Origin of the sequence: Streptomyces sp. 2P-4, assembly GCF_030167965.1 — a bacterium.
Classification (GTDB): domain Bacteria; phylum Actinomycetota; class Actinomycetes; order Streptomycetales; family Streptomycetaceae; genus Streptomyces; species Streptomyces globosus_A.
In genome coordinates this window covers 4,300,039-4,316,969 of sequence record NZ_CP095011.1, presented here as the reverse complement: position 1 = coordinate 4,316,969, position 16,931 = coordinate 4,300,039, and the positions used below count along the sequence as shown (strand labels likewise).

Here is a 16,931-nt window from a genome sequence, read left to right as displayed (position 1 = left end):
TAGGTGCGGGCCTTCTCCTCACCCTCCAGGGGCCTCCATGACCACCAGTCCCGATCTTGTCGAAGGCGTCTCGGCGCCTTCCGGTTCCGTCCCATCCGAGTCCGCGACGCTGGGCGGCGAGAGCAAGCGCTCCGCCGAGCAGGTCGCGCTGCTGTTGTTCATCGTCGTTCCGTTTGCGGCGCTGCTGGCTGCGGTGCCCCTGGCCTGGGGGTGGGGGGTGAGCTGGCTGGACCTGGGGCTGTTGGTGTTCATGTACTTCCTGACGTGCCACGGGATCACGATCGGCTTCCACCGCTATTTCACGCACGGGTCCTTCAAGGCGAAGCGGCCGCTGCGGATCGTCCTGGCCGTGCTGGGGTCGATGGCGGTGGAGGGGCCGCTGGTGCGGTGGGTGGCGGACCACCGCAAGCACCACCGGTTCTCGGACCACGAGGGGGACCCGCATTCGCCGTGGCGGTACGGGGAGTCGGTGCCGGCGCTGCTGAAGGGGCTGTGCTGGGCGCACATGGGGTGGCTGTTCGACGAGGAGCAGACGGATCAGCGGAAGTACGCGCCGGATCTGGTGAAGGATCCGGTGATCCGGGGGATCTCGCGGGGGTTCGTGGGGTGGACGGTGTTGTCGCTGGCGCTGCCGCCGCTGGTGGGCGGTCTGGTGACGATGTCGTGGTGGGGGGCGTTCACGGCGTTCTTCTGGGGGTCGCTGGTGCGTGTGGCGCTGTTGCACCATGTGACGTGGTCGATCAATTCGATCTGCCATGCGGTGGGGAAGCGGCCGTTCCGTTCGCGGGACCGGTCGGGGAACGTGTGGTGGCTGGCGGTCCTGTCGTGCGGTGAGTCCTGGCACAACCTGCACCACGCGGACCCGACGTCGGCGCGGCACGGGGTGCTGCGGGGGCAGATCGACTCCAGTGCGCGGCTGATCCGCTGGTTCGAGCTGGCGGGGTGGGCGACGGACGTGCGGTGGCCGTCCGGGGCGCGTATCGACTCCCGGCGCAGGGAAAACGCGGCGAACCCGGCATGATGGGGGGCGTGGCGATCGACGGCAGCATTTCCAGCAGTGACAAGCCCCGGCGGGGCCGCCGGGTCCGGATGACGGGCGCCGAGCGGCGTCAGCAACTGCTGGACATCGGCCGGGCCCTGTTCGCGGAGAAGGGTTTCGAGGGCACGTCGGTGGAGGAGATCGCCGCGAAGGCGGGGGTGTCCAAGCCGGTGGTGTACGAGCACTTCGGCGGCAAGGAGGGCCTGTACGCGGTCGTCGTGGACCGGGAGATGCGCCAGTTGCTGGACATGGTGACGGGGGCGCTGACCGCGGGGCATCCGCGGGAGCTGCTGGAGCAGGCGGCTTTCGCGCTGCTGGACTACATCGAGACGTATACGGACGGGTTCCGGATCCTGGTGCGGGATTCGCCGGTGGCGCAGTCGACGGGGACGTTCGCGTCGCTGATCAGCGATATCGCCACGCAGGTGGAGGACATCCTGGGTCTGGAGTTCAAGGCTCGGGGGTTTGATCCGAAGCTGGCGCCGCTGTATGCGCAGGCGCTGGTGGGGATGGTCGCGCTGACGGGGCAGTGGTGGCTGGACGTGCGCAAGCCGAAGAAGGCTGAGGTGGCGGCGCATCTGGTGAATCTGGCGTGGCACGGGTTGGACGGTCTGGAGTCCAAGCCGCGGCTGGTCGGCCACCGCAAGAGCTGAGGAGGGGCCGGGCCGGTGGGCTCGGGCGGGTCGCCCCGCTGCCGCGGACTGCCGTGGCGGCGGGGCGTCGTCGTGTGGGGGCGGGGTCAGGCCTCCTTGACGGCGACGGCGAAGATCCGCCGGAAGGGGAAGACGGTGCCGCGGGGGCCGGTGGGATAGGCCTCGCGGAGGAGGTCGCGGTATTCGGCGAGGAAGGTCTCGGCTGCTTCGCGGTCGTCTCGCAAGGCGGTCAGGACGGGGCGCAGGGCGGTTCCCTTGACCCAGTCGAGGACGGGGTCGGGGCCGGGCAGCAGCTGGTGGTAGGTGGTCTCCCAGGTGTCGGTGGTGCAGCCGAGTTCGGTGAGGCGGTCGAGGTATTCGGCGGGATCGAGGACGTGGGTGTGGCGGGAGCCCTGGCCGGCGAGGCGGTCGCGCCAGCGGGGGCTGTCGCAGAGGGCTGCGAGGAGGGCGTGGCTGGGGGCGGTGTGGTTGGCGGGGACCTGGAAGGCGAAGGTGCCGCCGGGGCGGAGGGCGGCGGTCCAGGCGGCGAAGGAGCCGGGGTGGGCGGGGACCCATTGGAGGGCGGCGTTGGAGGTGATCAGGTCGTAGGTGTCGTCGGGGAGCCAGTCGGCGATGTCGGCGCGGCGGAAGTCGAGGGTGCCGCCGCCGGGGGTGGGGCCTGCGTGGTCGGCTTCGGCGCGGCGGAGCATGTCGGGTGAGAGGTCGAAGCCGGTGATGCGGGCGTCGGGCCAGCGGTCGGCGAGGAGGGCGGTGACGTTGCCGGGGCCGCAGCCGAGGTCGGCGATGCGGGCGGGGCGGCCGGGGCGGGTGGGGAGTGCGGGTATGCGGGCCAGGAGGTCGAGAAAGGGGCGGGTGCGGTGTCCTGAGTGGCGCAGGTACTGCTGGGGGTCCCATCCGGGGGCGGTGGGCGGGGCGGCCGTGCGGATCCGTGCAGCGGGGTCGACGTCGGAATGCATGTTCGAGCCTCCTTGCTGGGTTCGCGGGCGGAAGCGGAAGCGCCTCGGCCCCCTCCATGCCCAGCACCGCCCGGGAATATATCTTGACATCAAGAATAATGACATCGAGATATACCTGTCCGAGACTCTCGCATTCAAGAGACTTCACATCGACAGACCCCTTACACTGATCGGCATGGAGGACGAGGTCGACCGACTGGTCGCGGCATGGCGTCGGGAGCGCCCTGACCTCGACGTGGAACCGCTCGAAGTGCTGAGCCGCGTGAGCCGGCTCGCCCGCCACCTCGACCGCGCCCGCAGGCTGGCCTTCTCCGAGCACGGCCTGGAGCCCTGGGAGTTCGACGTCCTCACGTCGCTGCGGCGCGCCGGAGCCCCCTACCAGCTCTCCCCCGGCCAGCTCCTGACCCAGACGCTGGTCACCTCGGGCACCATGACGAACCGCATCGACCGGCTCGCCAAGAAGGGCCTCGTGGAGCGCCTGCCCGACCCCAGCGACCGGCGCGGCGTCCTGGTCCGCCTCACCCCCGAGGGCCGCGACCGCGCCGACGAGGCCCTCGCGGGGCTGCTGGCCCAGGAGCGGGCCATCCTGGCCCGCCTCTCGCAGGGCCAGCGCGCCGACCTGGCGGCCCTGCTACGCCAGTTGACCGCTCCGTTCGACAACATCCCCGGCTAGGTCCGCCGGCCGCACCCCCGCCCGCCGGGCCAGCGCCACGGCCGCCAGCGTGGAGTGCACGCCGAGCTTGCCCAGCACGTTCTGCATGTGCGTGCGGACGGTGTGCGGGGACAGGAACAGCCGGGCGGCGACGTCCTTGCGGCCCAGCCCGGCCACCATGCACCGCAGCACCTCGTGCTCGCGCGGCGTCAGGGACTCCACGAGGCGCTCGCCGTCGCTGCGGTGCTTGCGCGCGGCGGTCAGCTCCCGCAGCACCCCCGTCAGCAGGGCGGGCGGCAGGTGCGTCTCCTCCCGCAGCACGCCCCGTACGACGGCGAGCAGGCGGGAGAGCGAGCAGTCCTTCGCCACCCAGCCGGACGCCCCCGCCTGGAGGGCGGAAGCGGCCCGGCGCGGGTCGTCGCGCCCGGCGAGGACGACGCAGCGCACCGCCGGATGGGCGGCCCGGACGCCGGCGACGAGGGCGATGCCGTCCGGCGCGTGGGGCGGCTGCCCCGCGGCGCCCGCCTCCCGCTGGGCGGGCACGGCGCCGGCGGCGGCGCCGAGGTCGGCGTCCACCAGCAGCACGTCGAACCGGCGCCCCTCCGCGACGGCCCGCTCAAGGCAGCGCAGCGCGGCCGGGCCGCTGCCGGCGGCGGACACGTCGACGTCGGGCTCGGCGGCGAGTGCCGCGGCGAGCGACTCGGCGAAGATGCGGTGGTCGTCGACCACGAGAACTCGGATGCGAACCACAAAACCCCCAAGGGTCGGGGAACGGACGACGGCGGGTACGGCGCCGGGACCGGGCGATCCGCCGGCGCCGCGGCCGCCGCCGAGACACCTCTGCATTACCCCGGACCGGACGCCGTACCCGGCGCATCTCGACCCCTGAATCAACACCGGCCCCCACCGGCGTCACGCATCAGCGTAGAGCGGGCGGGCGGCCGCAGTTGGCCGAATAGCAGAAGTTTTCCGAGCGAATTCCGGGGGCGACCGCCTTGAACCGGTTCCGCCATGGCGGGATTTCACCGGTCCCGGAGTGCGGCCCCGCCGGCGTACGCCCGGGACGTGCCACGGGCAGGTGCGCGGGGGGCATGTCACCCCGCGTGCGTGCGCCGGGCGCCCGCGCACCGCGCCGCTCCACGGCGCGCCGCCTCCCCTGCGCGCTCCACCGGCGCTCCCCCCGCGCCCGACACCCGCCCTCCCCGCGGCCCGGACCGCGCGGCCGCACCCCCGGACGCACCGCACCCCCGGACGCGCCGCGCCCCCGGCACCGCAAGGGGGTGCCGGGGGCGCGGGAGGCGCGGCGGGGGCGGTCAGGCGCCGCGCAGGCCGCGCGTGAACTCCCAGGCGTCCGCGATGATTCCGGCGAGGTCCGGCCGGGACGGGGTCCAGCCGAGCCGGGCGCGGGCGTTCTCCGCGGAGGCGACGAGGACGGCCGGGTCGCCGGCGCGGCGCGGCGCGAGGACCTCCGGGATGTCCTTGCCGGTGACCTTGCGGACGGCTTCGACGACCTCGCGGACCGAGAAGCCGTTGCCGTTGCCGAGGTTGCAGATCAGGTGCTCGCCGGGGACGGCCGCGCCGAGCGCGGCGAGGTGGGCCTCCGCCAGGTCCGCGACGTGGATGTAGTCGCGCACGCAGGTGCCGTCCGCGGTCGGGTAGTCCTCGCCGAACACCGAGATCGCCTCCCGCTCGCCGAGGGCGACCTGGAGCACCAGCGGGATCAGGTGGGTCTCGGGGTCGTGGCGCTCGCCGAACTCCTTGTAGGCGCCGGCGACGTTGAAGTAGCGCAGCGAGACCGCCGCGACGCCGTGGGCCGCGCACTCGCCGGTGATCATGTGGTCGACGGCGAGCTTGGTGGCGCCGTAGGGGTTGGTCGGCTTGGTGGGGGACTCCTCGGTGAGCAGCGGCTCGGTCGGCTCGCCGTAGGTGGCGGCGGTCGAGGAGAAGACGAGCTTGCGCACACCGGCCCCGCGCATGGCCGCGAGCAGGGCGAGGGAGCCGCCGACGTTGTTCTCCCAGTACTTGCCCGGGTTCGCGACGGACTCGCCGACCTGGGAGGAGGCTGCGAAGTGCAGCACCGCCTCGTAGGAGGGGTCCAGGTACCGGGCGGCGTCCTGGATGCGGCCCTCGATGAAGGCGGCGCCGGCCGGGACGCCCTCGCGGAAGCCGGTGGAGAGGTCGTCGAGGACGGTCACCTCGTGGCCCGCTTCCAGCAGGTGGGCCGCGACGACGCTGCCGACGTAACCGGCACCGCCGGTGACCAGGTACTTACTCACTCGCCTACTACCTCTCGCGGGGGAACGCACGCGCGGTGCGTGCTCGTGCTGCCGCCCTCTGGCTTACCGGATTACGGGCGTCCGGGGAAATCGGGGCCCTGCCCGGGCAGTGCCGCACGGTCCAGCAGGCCGGTCCGGGCGGCGAGCGCGGCCGCCTCCAGCCGTGAGCCGACGCCGAGTTTCATCAGCACCCGCTGGACGTGGGTGCGGGCGGTGCTCGGGGCGATCTCCATGCCGGCGGCGATGAGCCGGGTGTCCTCGCCCTCCGCGACCCGCACCAGCACCTCGATCTCGCGCGGGGTCAGCAGCCGCAGCAGCCGGCTGCCCTCGTCGTCGGGCGGGACGGCCGGGTTCAGCAGTTCGGCGAACGCGCCCTGGAGCAGCTGCGGGGAGACGGCGGCCTCGCCGGCCCGTGCCTTGGCCAGGGCCCGTTCGACGCCCTCGATGCGCTCGTCCTGGCGTACGTACCCGCAGGCGCCGGCGGCGAAGGCGGCGGCGATGCCGCGCGGGCTGGGCACCGGCCCGAGCACCACCACCGCGATGTGCGGGCGCTCCCGCCTGATGCGGACGACGGGCTCGAAGACGCCGGGCTCGGCCGGGGAGGCCGTCCCCAGCAGGCAGACCTCCGGCGCCCGGCTGATGACGAGTTCGGCCGCGCCGGAGGCCGGCGCCGCGGCCGCGAGCACCCGGTGCCCGCGCAGCTTCAGGGCCGAGGCGAGCGCCTCGGCCAGCAGCCGGTGCTCGTCGACCACCATGACCCGTACGCCCATCGGGCTCCCGCCCCCTCCCCTTATGCCCCGGCAAGCTACACGCTTGTTCGACGGCGCGCGGGGGTTACCGCGCGAAAGCCCCCGGAAAGGCGGACCTTCCGGGGGCTTCGTGCGGCCGCGGGAACGGCCGGGGGTCAGCTCGCCGTGTACGAGACGAAGAGGTAGTCCGGGTCGCCGCCCGAGATGGAGCTCTTGCGCGCGGTGGTGCGGGACATGAAGAGCTTGCCGTTGTGGTAGCGGAACTCGGAGAACTCCGGGGAGAAGGCGATCTCGGCCTTCTTGGCGGCCCGGTCGCCGGGCGTCTCCATCAGGAGGGTCTGCTTCATCGTCGTGCCGTCGATGGAGACGACCTGGCCGCCCTTGTCGTAGGGGCCGGACTTGTAGGCGATGATGTTCGACCCGTCCATGCGGAGCGGGTACATGGTGTAGCGCTCGCCGGCGTCGGAGCGGTCGGTGGTCTGCTTGCCGGTCTCCAGCTCGAAGGAGAGCAGCTCGTTGGTGCGGCCGGACTCCTGTCCCTGGTGCTCGATCGAGGGCAGGTAGACCTTGCCGTTGCCGACGACGATGTTGGAGCACATCTCGACCTCGGTGCTGCGGCACTTGCCGCCGAAGTTGCCGGAGGCGAGCGAGATGCGCGACTTCAGCTCGCCCTTGGGGTCGACGACGAAGAGGTCGCTGATGCCGGTGGCGTTCTTGGCGGTCTTGCCGACGTCGGCGGCGACGACGAGGGGCTTGGTGGAGATGATCGAGGCCCACTCGATGCCCTCGGACAGCTTGTACGAGGAGGTGGGCGCGCCCGTGGCCGGGTCCAGGGTCTGGGCCTGGAGGGTCTGGTTCGGGTGGCGGCCGCACTTGCGGATGACGGCGAGGGCCTCGCCGCCTGCGTAGCCGGAGTCGTAGCAGCCCTCGGCGTCGGCCTTGGGGGTCCACAGGGACTTGCCGTCGGCGAGGTTCCAGGCGGCGCCGCCGCTGGTGCCGCCCGCGGCGACGGTGTTGCCGCTGATGGTGACCTCGTCGAAGTTCGCGGGCCGGTCGCCGGTGGCGCTGCCCTTGGCGTTGCCGGACCAGACGAGCTTGCCGGTGGTGAGGTCGAGGACGCCGACCTCGGTGCACGGCGGGTACTTGACCTCGGGCGTGGGCTGGCTCGCGCGGAAGAGGAACGCCGTCTTGTTGTCGCTGACGTGCTTGGTGGCGCCGCAGATCTCGCCGGGGAGGGGCAGCTCCCACTTCTTGCCGCCGTCGACGAGGTTGTAGCCGACGATCTTGCCGATGTCCGACTTCGCGTACACGCTGTCGGTCAGCCAGGAGCCCTTGACGGAGGTGCTCTCCTCGGGCGCCGGGCTCGGGTGGTTGTAGAGCACCCGGGCCTTGGGGTTGGCGGGCGCCTTCTCGGAGCCGGGCGTGCCGGCCGGGGCGGCGCCGGTGCTCGCGCTCGGGCCGGCCTGGGGCTCGCCGTCGTCGGCGCTGCCGGAGGCGTACCAGAAGCCTCCGGCCACGATGAGGACGATGGCCAGCGCGGCCGCCCCGACGATCATGAGCTGGGTGCGCTTCTCGCTGCCCGAGGGGCCCTGCGGGGTGCCCGGCAGCGGCTGGGCCGCATGCATGGGGGCCGTGGGCGCGCCGTACGGGTTGGGGGCGGCCGGGCCGCCGGGGGCGCCCTGCTGCGGGTAGCCGTAGCCCTGCTGGGGGTAGCCGTACGCGGGCTGCGCCGGCGGCTGCTGCGGGGCGGTCGGCGGCTGCTGCGGGGGGCCGGCCGGGGGCGCGGGCGGCGCGGCCGGCGGTGCGGGCGGCTGCTGCTGCGGGACGGGCGGCTGCATGTTCGGCGGGGCCGGCGGGGGTGCGCCGAAGCCTCCGGGCGGCGGGTCCGTCGGCGCTCCGAAGCCGCCGGCGGGCGGCTGGTTGGGGGGCGGCGGGGTACTCATCGGTTGCTACTGCCTCTCGGTGGGCGGCTCGGGTACACGTTCACTTGCCGAAGACCATCAGGAGCTTCTCGTCCGTGCCCTGGGCGCGCAGGAGCGCGGTGGAGAGGTAGAGGCGGCCGCCGACGTAGTCGATCTTCGGCTTGTAGAAGGCGGCCTCGACGGGTGCCGCGGTGCCCGACGGGCTGCGCAGCAGCGCGGTGGGGTTGCCGCCGGCGGCGGGGAAGGCGACGACCTCGCCGCCCTGGTCGGGGGTGGCGCGGCGGTAGGCGATCAGTTGGCCGTTCTCGGCGCGGACCGGGGTCAGGGTGCGGCCGTCGCCGGCGGGGGTGCGCCACTTGGCCTTGCCGGTGGAGAGGTCGAAGGCGACGATCTCGTTGGCCTTGCCGACTCCGGGGGAGGTCGGCATGTAGAGGGTGTTCTGGTCGACGACGGAGGTCTCGCAGACCTCGACGGACCGGAAGAGGCCGTTGGTGCACTCGGTTTCGAAGGTGCCCTCACCGCTGACGGTGGTGCGCTGCCTGCCGTCGGGTCCGAGGACGACGATGGCGCGCTCCTTCTTCTCCTCGTTGCCGACGTCGAGGATGACCGGGTCGAGGGAGTGGACGCTGGTCACCTTGTGCTTGGCGGGGAGCCGGTAGGTCCAGGTCTTCTTGCCGGTGACCGGGTCGGCGTCGGAGACCTCGGTGGTGAGGTCGTCGTCGTAGCAGGTCGCGATGGCGATCATCTTGGTGCGGTGGGCGACGTACGCGCCGGGCTTGCAGCCCTCGGCGCCGTTGCTGCCGAACAGCTTGTCGCCGGTGCTGATCCTGAAGGCGCTGGCGGTGCCGCTGCGGCTGACGGCGACGGTGTCGCCGGCGATGCCGAGGGTGGGGCTGGTCATGATGTCGAAGATGCCCTCCTTGGGCACCTCCTTGGACCAGCCCTCCTTGCCCGTCTTGAGGTCGACGAGCCGCATCCGGTTGCAGACGGCGCTCTCGGACTCGCCGTCCTTGTACATGACGACGGTCTTGGCGTCGGCGGTGGTCTGGCGGGTGACGGAGCAGATCTGCGTCGGGAAGGAGAGCTTCCACTTCTCCTTGCCGTCGGCAGCCCCGTAGGCGACGAGGTCCTTCCAGACGCTCTTGACGACGGTGTCGCCGACGACCCACTGGCCGCCGGAGTCGACGCCCGCGCCGGGGCCGTCGATCTTGACGGTCTTCAGCCAGAGGGCCTTGTCCTCGCCCTGCTTGCGCCCGGCGTTGAGGTCCTCGGACGCGCCGGAGCCGTTGCCGCTGCCGTCGCCCTTGTCCGGGGTGCCGGACGGCTGCGGGGCGGCGGGGGGCGCGCTCTGCGCGGCGGGCTTGGGGTCGTCGCCGCCGTCCCCGGCGAACGCGAGGTACGCGCCGGCGCCGACGAGGAGCACGCCGGCCGCGGCGGCCGCGGCGATGACGGCCGTGCGGCGGCCGCGCGGGCCGCCGGGGCCCGGGCTTTGCGGGGCGCCGGGCGCGGGCGGGACGGGCGGCGGGTAGCCGTAGCCGGGCTGCGCGAGCGGCGGCGCCGCCGGCTGGGCGTAGGGGTTGGCGCCCTGCGGGGGCGTCCCGTAGCCGGGCTGGGGCGGGCCGGGCAGGTGGCTGTAACCGGACGGCGCGGGCGGCTGGTTCGGCGGCTGGGGCGGCTCGGTCATCAGCGCGTACCTTCGGCGTCGGGCGATCGGGGGGGATCACCTTTCTACCACTGGCGTGTTTCCTGCACCGGGCCGGTCGCACCCCTGTTCCCAAGGGCGGACCGGCCCGTGACAGCGCCGTTATCCGGCCGTTCGGCGGCCGCGTGCCGGGCCGGGTCAGGCCTCTTCGGCCAGCTCCAGCCAGCGCATCTCCAACTCGTCCCGCTCGGAGATCAGTTCGCGCAGCTCCGCGTCGAGCTTGGCCACCTGCTCGAAGTCGGTGGCGTTCTCGGCGATCTTCGCGTGCAGGTTCGTCTCGCGGTCGGCCATCTTGTTGAGCTGCCGCTCGATCTTCTGCAGCTCCTTCTTCGCGGCCCTGGCGTCGCCTGCGGACGTCGACTTCGGGGCGGCCGGGGCGGGCGCCGGGACGGCCGCCTCGACCATCCGCTGCCGGCGCTCCAGGTACTCGTCGACGCCGCGCGGCAGCATGCGCAGCGCCCCGTCGCCGAGCAGCGCCATCACGGTGTCGGTGGTGCGCTCGATGAAGAACCGGTCGTGGGAGATGACGATCATCGAGCCGGGCCAGCCGTCGAGGAGGTCCTCCAGCTGGGTCAGGGTCTCGATGTCCAGGTCGTTGGTGGGCTCGTCGAGGAAGAGGACGTTCGGCTCGTCCATCAGCAGGCGCAGGATCTGCAGGCGGCGGCGCTCGCCGCCGGAGAGGTCGCCGACGGGCGTCCACTGCTTCTCCTTGGTGAAGCCGAACTGCTCGCACAGCTGGCCGGCCGTCATCTCCCGGCCCTTGCCGAGGTCGACGCGGTCCCGTACGCGCTGGACGGCCTCCAGGACGCGCAGCGACGGGTCGAGCTCGCCGACCTCCTGCGACAGGTAGGCCAGCCGGACCGTCTTGCCCACGGTGACGGTGCCGGCCGCGGGCTGGACGTCGCCCTGGGTGCGGGCGGCCTCGGCCAGGGCGCGGAGCAGCGAGGTCTTGCCGGCGCCGTTGACGCCGACGAGGCCGATGCGGTCGCCGGGGCCCAGGTGCCAGGTGAGGTGCTTGAGCAGGGTCTTGGGGCCGGCCTGGACGGTGACGTCCTCGAGGTCGAAGACGGTCCTGCCGAGGCGGGCGTTGGCGAAGCGCATCAGCTCGGAGGTGTCGCGCGGCGGCGGCACGTCCGCGATGAGGGCGTTCGCGGCCTCGATGCGGAAGCGCGGCTTGGAGGTGCGGGCGGGGGCGCCGCGGCGCAGCCAGGCCAGCTCCTTGCGCATCAGGTTCTGCCGCTTGGCCTCCTCGGTGGCGGCGATGCGCTCCCGCTCGGCGCGGGCGAAGACGTAGTCGCTGTAGCCGCCCTCGTACTCGAAGACGGAGCCGCGCTGGACGTCCCACATGCGGGTGCAGACCTGGTCGAGGAACCAGCGGTCGTGGGTGACGCACACCAGGGCGGAGCGGCGCTCGCGCAGGTGGCCGGCGAGCCAGGAGATGCCCTCGACGTCGAGGTGGTTGGTGGGCTCGTCGAGGACGATGAGGTCCTGCTCGTCGATGAGGAGCTTGGCGAGGGCGATGCGGCGGCGCTCGCCGCCGGAGAGCGGGCCGATGACGGTGTCGAGGCCGTGGGTGAAGCCGGGCAGGTCGAGGCTGCCGAACAGGCCGGTGAGGATGTCGCGGACCTTGGCGTTGCCGGCCCACTCGTGGTCGGCCATGTCGCCGATGATCTCGTGGCGGATCGTCGCGGCCGGGTCGAGGGAGTCGTGCTGGGTGAGGACGCCCATCCGCAGGCCGCCGCTCTGGGTGACGCGCCCGGTGTCGGGCTCCTCCAGGCGGGCCAGGATGCGGATGAGGGTGGTCTTGCCGTCGCCGTTGCGGCCCACGACGCCGATCCGGTCCCCCTCGGAGACGCCGAGGGAGACGCCGTCCAGCAGGGCACGGGTGCCGTACACCTTGCCGACTGCCTCGACATTGACCAAGTTGACGGCCATCAGACGCGCTCCAGGGAAGGAATGGGGATCAGCCCCTCAGCCTAACGCTCCGCGAAGCGCCCGAACGTTCCACCAGGAGCCACCCGCCGAGCGCCGTCGCGAGCGCGGCGGGCGCGGTCACGGGAAGGGCGACGAGGGTCGCCGCCGGGGCCGCGCGCCTGCCGGAGTGCGCGTACTCATCCCGCGCCCGGGTACCCGGCCCGGCCGGCGGGGCGCCGGGCCGGGCGGGGCGGCCGGGTCAGATGCGGGTGGCCCCCGCGGTCGGGCTGGTGGCGATCCGCGTCGTGCGGCAGGTACCGGACGCCTCCAGGGCGGCGGCGACCTTCGCGGCGGCCTCGTCGTCGCGGACGAGGAACGCGGTGGTCGGGCCGGAGCCGGAGACGATCCCGGCCAGCGCCCCGGCCGCGGTTCCGGCGGCCAGGGTCCGCGCCAGCTGCGGGCGCAGCGACAGCGCGGCCGGCTGGAGGTCGTTGGCCAGGGTGCCGGCCAGCGCGTCGGGGTCGCCGGAGGCGAGGGCGGCCAGCAGCGCCGGGGAGGCCTGCGGCTCGGGGATCTCGCGGCCCTCGGCGAGCCGGTCGAACTCGCGGAAGACGGCCGGGGTGGACAGCCCGCCGTCGGCGACGGCGAACACCCAGTGGAAGGAGCCGGCGTCGAGGGGGGTCAGCAGCTCGCCGCGCCCGGTTCCGAGGGCGGCCCCGCCGAGCAGGCTGAACGGGACGTCGCTGCCGAGCTCCGCGCACATCCCGAGCAGCTCGGCGACGGGCGTGTCGAGGCCCCACAGCCGGTCGCAGGCGAGCAGCGCGCCGGCGCCGTCGGCGCTGCCGCCGGCCATGCCGCCGGCGACGGGGATGTTCTTCGCGATGTGGATGTGGACGGCGGCCCCGCCGGGGCGTCCGCTGCGGGCCGCGAGCAGCTCGGCCGCGCGGGCGGCGAGGTTCGTCCGGTCCAGGGGCACCTGGTCGGAGTCGGGCCCGGAGCAGGTCACCGTGAGGGCGTCGGCGGGGGTGACGGTGACCTCGTCGTACAGGGAGACGGCGAGGAAGACGTTGGCCAGGTCGTGGAAGCCGTCGGGCCGGGCGGCGCCGACCGCGAGCTGCACGTTGACCTTGGCGGGGACGCGTACGGTGACGCCCCCGGCGGGTGCGGTGCTCACAGGGCGGGCCTCTCGGCTGCGGCGGGCTTGTGCTCGGCGATGGCGGCGAACTCCTCGACGGTGAGGGACTCGCCGCGGGCCTGCGGGGAGATCCCGGCGGCGGTGAGGGCCGCTTCGGCGGCGGCCGCGGACCCGGCCCAGCCGGCGAGTGCGGCGCGCAGGGTCTTGCGGCGCTGGGCGAACGCGGCGTCGACGACGGCGAAGACCTCGGTCCGGCTTGCGGCGGTCGGGATCGGCTCGGCCCGCCGGACGAGGGAGACGAGTCCGGAGTCGACGTTCGGCGCGGGCCAGAAGACGTTGCGGCCGATGGCGCCGGCCCGCTTGACCTCGGCGTACCAGTTCGCCTTGACGGAGGGGACGCCGTACACCTTGCTGCCGGGCTTCGCGGCGAGCCGGTCGGCGACCTCCGACTGCACCATCACGAGGGTGCGCTGGATGCTGGGGAAGCGCTCCAGCATGGTCAGCAGCACCGGCACGGCCACGTTGTACGGCAGGTTCGCGACGAGCGCGGTGGGCGGCGGGCCGGGCAGTTCCTCGACGAGCAGGGCGTCGGAGTGGACGAGGGCGAAGCGGTCCTTGCGGTCCGGCATGCGGGCCTCGATGGTGGCGGGCAGCGCCGCGGCGAGGACGTCGTCGATCTCGACGGCGGTGACCCGGTCGGCCGCTTCGAGCAGCGCCAGCGTCAGCGAGCCCAGGCCGGGGCCGACCTCGACGACGACGTCGTCGGGCCGGACGCCGGCGGTGCGCACGATGCGGCGCACCGTGTTGGCGTCGATGACGAAGTTCTGGCCCTTCTGCTTCGTCGGGCGCACGCCGAGCGCGGCCGCGAGTTCGCGGATGTCGGCCGCGCCGAGGAGGGCGTCGCTGGTTCTGTCGGGCTGCTGCTCTGCGGTGCTCACCGGTAAAGCCTACGGCCGCAGTGCGGCCACGGACTCGCCCCCCGCTGCACGTACAGCTTCTTGGCCCGGTACGTCTGCTCGCCGCTGGTGGCGTCCTGGGGGCGGCCGCTGCCGCCGAGGCCCTGCCAGGTGCGGACGTCGAACTGGTAGAGGCCGCCGTACGTGCCGGACGGGTCGGTGGCGTCGGGGCGGCCGCCGGACTCGCACTGGGCGAGGGCCGCCCAGTTCAGGCCCTCGGCTCCGGCGACGGAGGCGGGCAGGGGCCTGGTGCCGACGCGGACGACCTGGGTGACGGGTTCGCGGACGGTCTCCTCGGTGACGCGGCGGGGCTTCTGGGCGACGCCGTTGACGGTGCGCAGGGCGTAGGTGACCCGGCGGGCTCCGGGGCGGCCGGCCCGTTCGACGACTTCGGTGCCGGCGAAGAGGTCGGCGTCCTGGATGCGCTCGGTCTCGAAGGGGATGCGCTCCTCGCGGACCTCGCGGGTGCCGGTGATGCGGAGCACGGTGACGGTCTGCCCGTCGCGGGGGAAGGACTCGGGCGGGACGGAGGTGGTGTCCTGTCCGGAGAGGGTGATGCCGGCCTGGCCGAGGGCCTCGCGGACGGTGGCGGCGTTGGTGCGGACGGTGGTCTCGCCGCCGTCTGCGAGGAAGGTGACGCTGCGTTCGGTGCGGACGGCGAGGTCGAGGCCGGAGCGGGGCACGGGGGCGGTGCGGGGGACGGACAGGTGGGCGCCTTCGACGCGGACGCCGAGTTGGCGCAGGGCGGCTTCGACGGTGCGGGCGGTGGTCCACACCTCGCTGGTCTGCCCGTCGAGGGTGAGGAGCACGGGGCGCCCGTAGCGGACGGTGATCTCGTCGCCGTCGCCGAGGGCGGCGGCGCGGGCGGGGGCGACGAGGTCGTGGGTGCCGACGCCGAGTCCTTCGGCGGCGAGGAGTTCGCCGACGTCGTCGGCGAAGGTGTGCAGGGTGCGGGAGCGGCCGTCGACGGTGAGGCGGACGGCCTTGTCGGTGGCGACGAAGGCGGTGGTGCCGCCGGCGAGGAAGGCGACGACGAGGGCCTGCGGGATGATCCGCCGCCAGGCGGCGGGGCCTGCGGAGGCAGCGGGCGGGGTGGCCGGGGCGGCGGGGGCCGGCGTCCGGCGGCGGCGTCCGGTGCCCGGCGTGCCGGGGGGCTCGGCGGGTCTGCGGCGGTGGCCGGCGCGGCGGCCTCCGGGTGCGCGGGGCGCGGGGACGGCCCCGTCGGGGGCGTGCGCGGCGGCCGGGGCGGCAGGGTCGGCCGCTCCGGTGAGGGGGCCGGCGCCGGGGTGCGGTTCGGCATCGGCCCCGTGGCCCCCGGTGAAAGGTTTCTCGCTCACGCCGCTCGCTCCACTGGTCCGGCCCGGCTTCGTCGGGCACGGCACCCTAGCGGAGGGTCCGTCACTCTCCAAAGCCGGTCGGACACCCAGCGTGTCGGCGGGCGGGGGCGGGTCAGTAGCCGAAGGCGCGCGCCGTGTTGGCGGCGATGGCCGTGGCCATGGCGTCCTCGTCGATGCCGCGGACCGCGGCCATCGCGCGGACCGTCAGCGGAATGAGGTACGGGGCGTTCGGCCGTCCGCGGTACGGCGCGGGGGTGAGGTAGGGGGCGTCGGTCTCGACGAGGACGAGCTCCGCGGGGGCGGCGGCGAGGGCGTCGCGCAGCGGCTGGGCGTTCTTGAAGGTGACGGTGCCGGCGAAGGACATGTAGTAGCCGGCGGCGGCGCACTCGCGGGCCATGTCGGCGTCGCCGGAGTAGCAGTGGAAGACGGTCCGCTCGGGGGCGCCCTCCTCGCGGAGGATCCGCAGGACGTCGGCGTGGGCGTCGCGGTCGTGGATGACGAGGGCCTTGCCGCGGCGCTTGGCGATCTCGATGTGGGCGCGGAAGGACAGCTCCTGGGCGGCCATGCCCTCGGGCCCGGTGCGGAAGTAGTCGAGGCCGGTCTCGCCGACGGCCTTGACGTGGTCGAGCGCGGCGAGGGCGTCGATCTCGGCGAGGGCCTCGTCGAGGGCGGCCTGCCCGCCGCCCGGGCGTGCGCCCTGCCGGGACCATCCGTCGGGATCGCCGAGGACGATGCGGGGCGCCTCGTTCGGGTGGAGGGCGACGGCGGCGTGGACGTTGTCGTACGCCGCGGCGGTCTCGGCGGCCCAGTGGGAGCCCTTCACGTCGCAGCCCACCTGCACGACGGTCGCCACGCCGACCGAGGCGGCCCTGGCGAGGCCCTCCTCGACGGTGCCGGCCTGCATGTCGAGGTGGGTGTGCGAGTCCGCCACGGCGACCCGGAGCGGTTCGGGCAGCGGCGGCGGGGTGTCCTTGGAGGCGCTCATACGGCCGATCTTATGACCGGCGGCGGCGCCCCAGCAGTCGGGCGAAGAAGCCGCGGCGCTCCTCGCCGCCGTCCACCGGCACGGGTCCGGGGGCGTCGTGGCGGGGTGCGGTGCGGCGGTCGGCGCGCGGCAGGTTCGCGCCGGCCGGGACGGGTCCGGCGATGCCGGGCGAGACCGGGTGGTGGTAGATGCTGTCCATGGTGCCGCGGACGGTGGACACCTGCCCCTCCCGCATGATCCGCACGACGTGGCTGCCGCAGTTGTGGCAGGTCGGGTTGGACAGCGGGGAGGGGACGCGCTCGCCGCCCGCCCGGTGGACGATGAAGGGGCGGCCGTGGCCGTCGGTGTGGTGCTCGATCTCGTAGCCCTGCTCCCAGCCGTAGCCGCACCGCATGCAGGCGAAGGAGTACGCCTCGTGGGCGACGTGGACGCCGGCCGCGGCGGCCGCGGCGGCGCGGGCCGCTGCGGGCGACGGGGCGGGGGCCGGGACGGGGGCGGCTGCCGGGGTGTCTGCGATCTCGCTCATGCCAGCTCCTCTTGTTCCACTGGTGCCATTGCCAGTGGACGCCTCGCCGGGCGGGAGCGCATCAGGCCATGTCGAGAATTGGACGGTCCTTGGGCGACTCATGCCCGAGGCGCCCGGTGCGCGGTCCGA

The 16,931-nt window shown here is 73.9% G+C and carries 15 protein-coding genes; 3 read left to right on the top strand and 12 right to left on the bottom strand.

The features are described 5' to 3' along the window. The first annotated feature begins 37 nt into the window (after positions 1–37). A complete protein-coding gene (locus tag MUK52_RS19105) occupies positions 38–1,021 on the top strand; it encodes an acyl-CoA desaturase (RefSeq protein ID WP_114057853.1) in 984 nt (327 codons plus the stop codon). Continuing rightward, on the top strand, positions 1,018–1,692 hold the full coding sequence (locus MUK52_RS19100; RefSeq protein ID WP_114057854.1) for a TetR/AcrR family transcriptional regulator: 675 nt from the start codon (positions 1,018–1,020) through the stop codon (positions 1,690–1,692). Before MUK52_RS19105 ends, MUK52_RS19100 begins: the two co-directional genes overlap by 4 nt. Positions 1,693–1,778: 86 nt before the next feature. On the opposite strand, the gene MUK52_RS19095 is transcribed toward MUK52_RS19100, so the two are convergent. Beyond that, on the bottom strand, positions 1,779–2,648 hold the full coding sequence (locus tag MUK52_RS19095; protein ID WP_114057855.1) for a trans-aconitate 2-methyltransferase: 870 nt from the start codon (positions 2,646–2,648) through the stop codon (positions 1,779–1,781). A 175-nt stretch (positions 2,649–2,823) separates the two neighbouring features. Between MUK52_RS19095 and MUK52_RS19090 the strand changes: the two genes are divergently transcribed. Continuing rightward, the gene (locus MUK52_RS19090) at positions 2,824–3,321 is read left to right on the top strand and encodes a MarR family winged helix-turn-helix transcriptional regulator (protein WP_114057856.1); all 498 of its coding nucleotides are present in this window, start codon (positions 2,824–2,826) and stop codon (positions 3,319–3,321) included. Here the strand turns inward: MUK52_RS19090 and MUK52_RS19085 are convergent. The 11 genes from MUK52_RS19085 to MUK52_RS19035 all read right to left on the bottom strand — a co-directional run bounded on the left by MUK52_RS19085 (position 3,280) and on the right by MUK52_RS19035 (position 16,802). Beyond that, on the bottom strand, positions 3,280–4,050 hold the full coding sequence (locus tag MUK52_RS19085) for a response regulator transcription factor (RefSeq protein WP_114057857.1): 771 nt from the start codon (positions 4,048–4,050) through the stop codon (positions 3,280–3,282). The genes MUK52_RS19090 and MUK52_RS19085 overlap by 42 nt on opposite strands. 563 nt (positions 4,051–4,613) lie before the next feature. After that, a complete protein-coding gene (gene galE, locus MUK52_RS19080; RefSeq protein WP_114057858.1) occupies positions 4,614–5,576 on the bottom strand; it encodes a UDP-glucose 4-epimerase GalE in 963 nt (320 codons plus the stop codon). 71 nt (positions 5,577–5,647) lie between these two features. After that, on the bottom strand, positions 5,648–6,346 hold the full coding sequence (locus tag MUK52_RS19075; protein WP_114057859.1) for a response regulator transcription factor: 699 nt from the start codon (positions 6,344–6,346) through the stop codon (positions 5,648–5,650). Positions 6,347–6,480: 134 nt separating this feature from the next. Continuing rightward, positions 6,481–8,268: an outer membrane protein assembly factor BamB family protein gene (locus MUK52_RS19070; protein ID WP_114057860.1), complete on the bottom strand. Its 1,788-nt coding sequence runs from the start codon at positions 8,266–8,268 to the stop codon at positions 6,481–6,483. A 40-nt stretch (positions 8,269–8,308) separates the two neighbouring features. Further along, a complete protein-coding gene (locus tag MUK52_RS19065; protein WP_284578510.1) occupies positions 8,309–9,931 on the bottom strand; it encodes an outer membrane protein assembly factor BamB family protein in 1,623 nt (540 codons plus the stop codon). Between the two features lie 156 nt (positions 9,932–10,087). Next, a complete protein-coding gene (locus MUK52_RS19060) occupies positions 10,088–11,884 on the bottom strand; it encodes an ABC-F family ATP-binding cassette domain-containing protein (RefSeq protein ID WP_114057862.1) in 1,797 nt (598 codons plus the stop codon). Between the two features lie 238 nt (positions 11,885–12,122). Further along, entirely contained in the window at positions 12,123–13,037 is a 915-nt protein-coding gene (locus tag MUK52_RS19055; protein ID WP_284578507.1) for a 4-(cytidine 5'-diphospho)-2-C-methyl-D-erythritol kinase, read from the bottom strand. Then, complete coding sequence (gene rsmA / locus MUK52_RS19050) at positions 13,034–13,936, bottom strand: 16S rRNA (adenine(1518)-N(6)/adenine(1519)-N(6))-dimethyltransferase RsmA (RefSeq protein ID WP_284578504.1); 903 nt, start codon at positions 13,934–13,936, stop codon at positions 13,034–13,036. Before rsmA ends, MUK52_RS19055 begins: the two co-directional genes overlap by 4 nt. Further along, positions 13,933–15,291, bottom strand: a complete 1,359-nt coding sequence (locus tag MUK52_RS19045; RefSeq protein WP_284578502.1) for a resuscitation-promoting factor — start codon at positions 15,289–15,291, stop codon at positions 13,933–13,935. The genes rsmA and MUK52_RS19045 overlap by 4 nt, the downstream gene beginning before the upstream one ends. Before the next feature lie 112 nt (positions 15,292–15,403). Next, complete coding sequence (locus MUK52_RS19040; RefSeq protein WP_114057866.1) at positions 15,404–16,276, bottom strand: TatD family hydrolase; 873 nt, start codon at positions 16,274–16,276, stop codon at positions 15,404–15,406. A 10-nt stretch (positions 16,277–16,286) separates the two neighbouring features. After that, positions 16,287–16,802, bottom strand: coding sequence for a hypothetical protein (locus tag MUK52_RS19035; RefSeq protein ID WP_428985465.1), 516 nt, complete (start codon positions 16,800–16,802; stop codon positions 16,287–16,289). Positions 16,803–16,931: the final 129 nt, after the last annotated feature.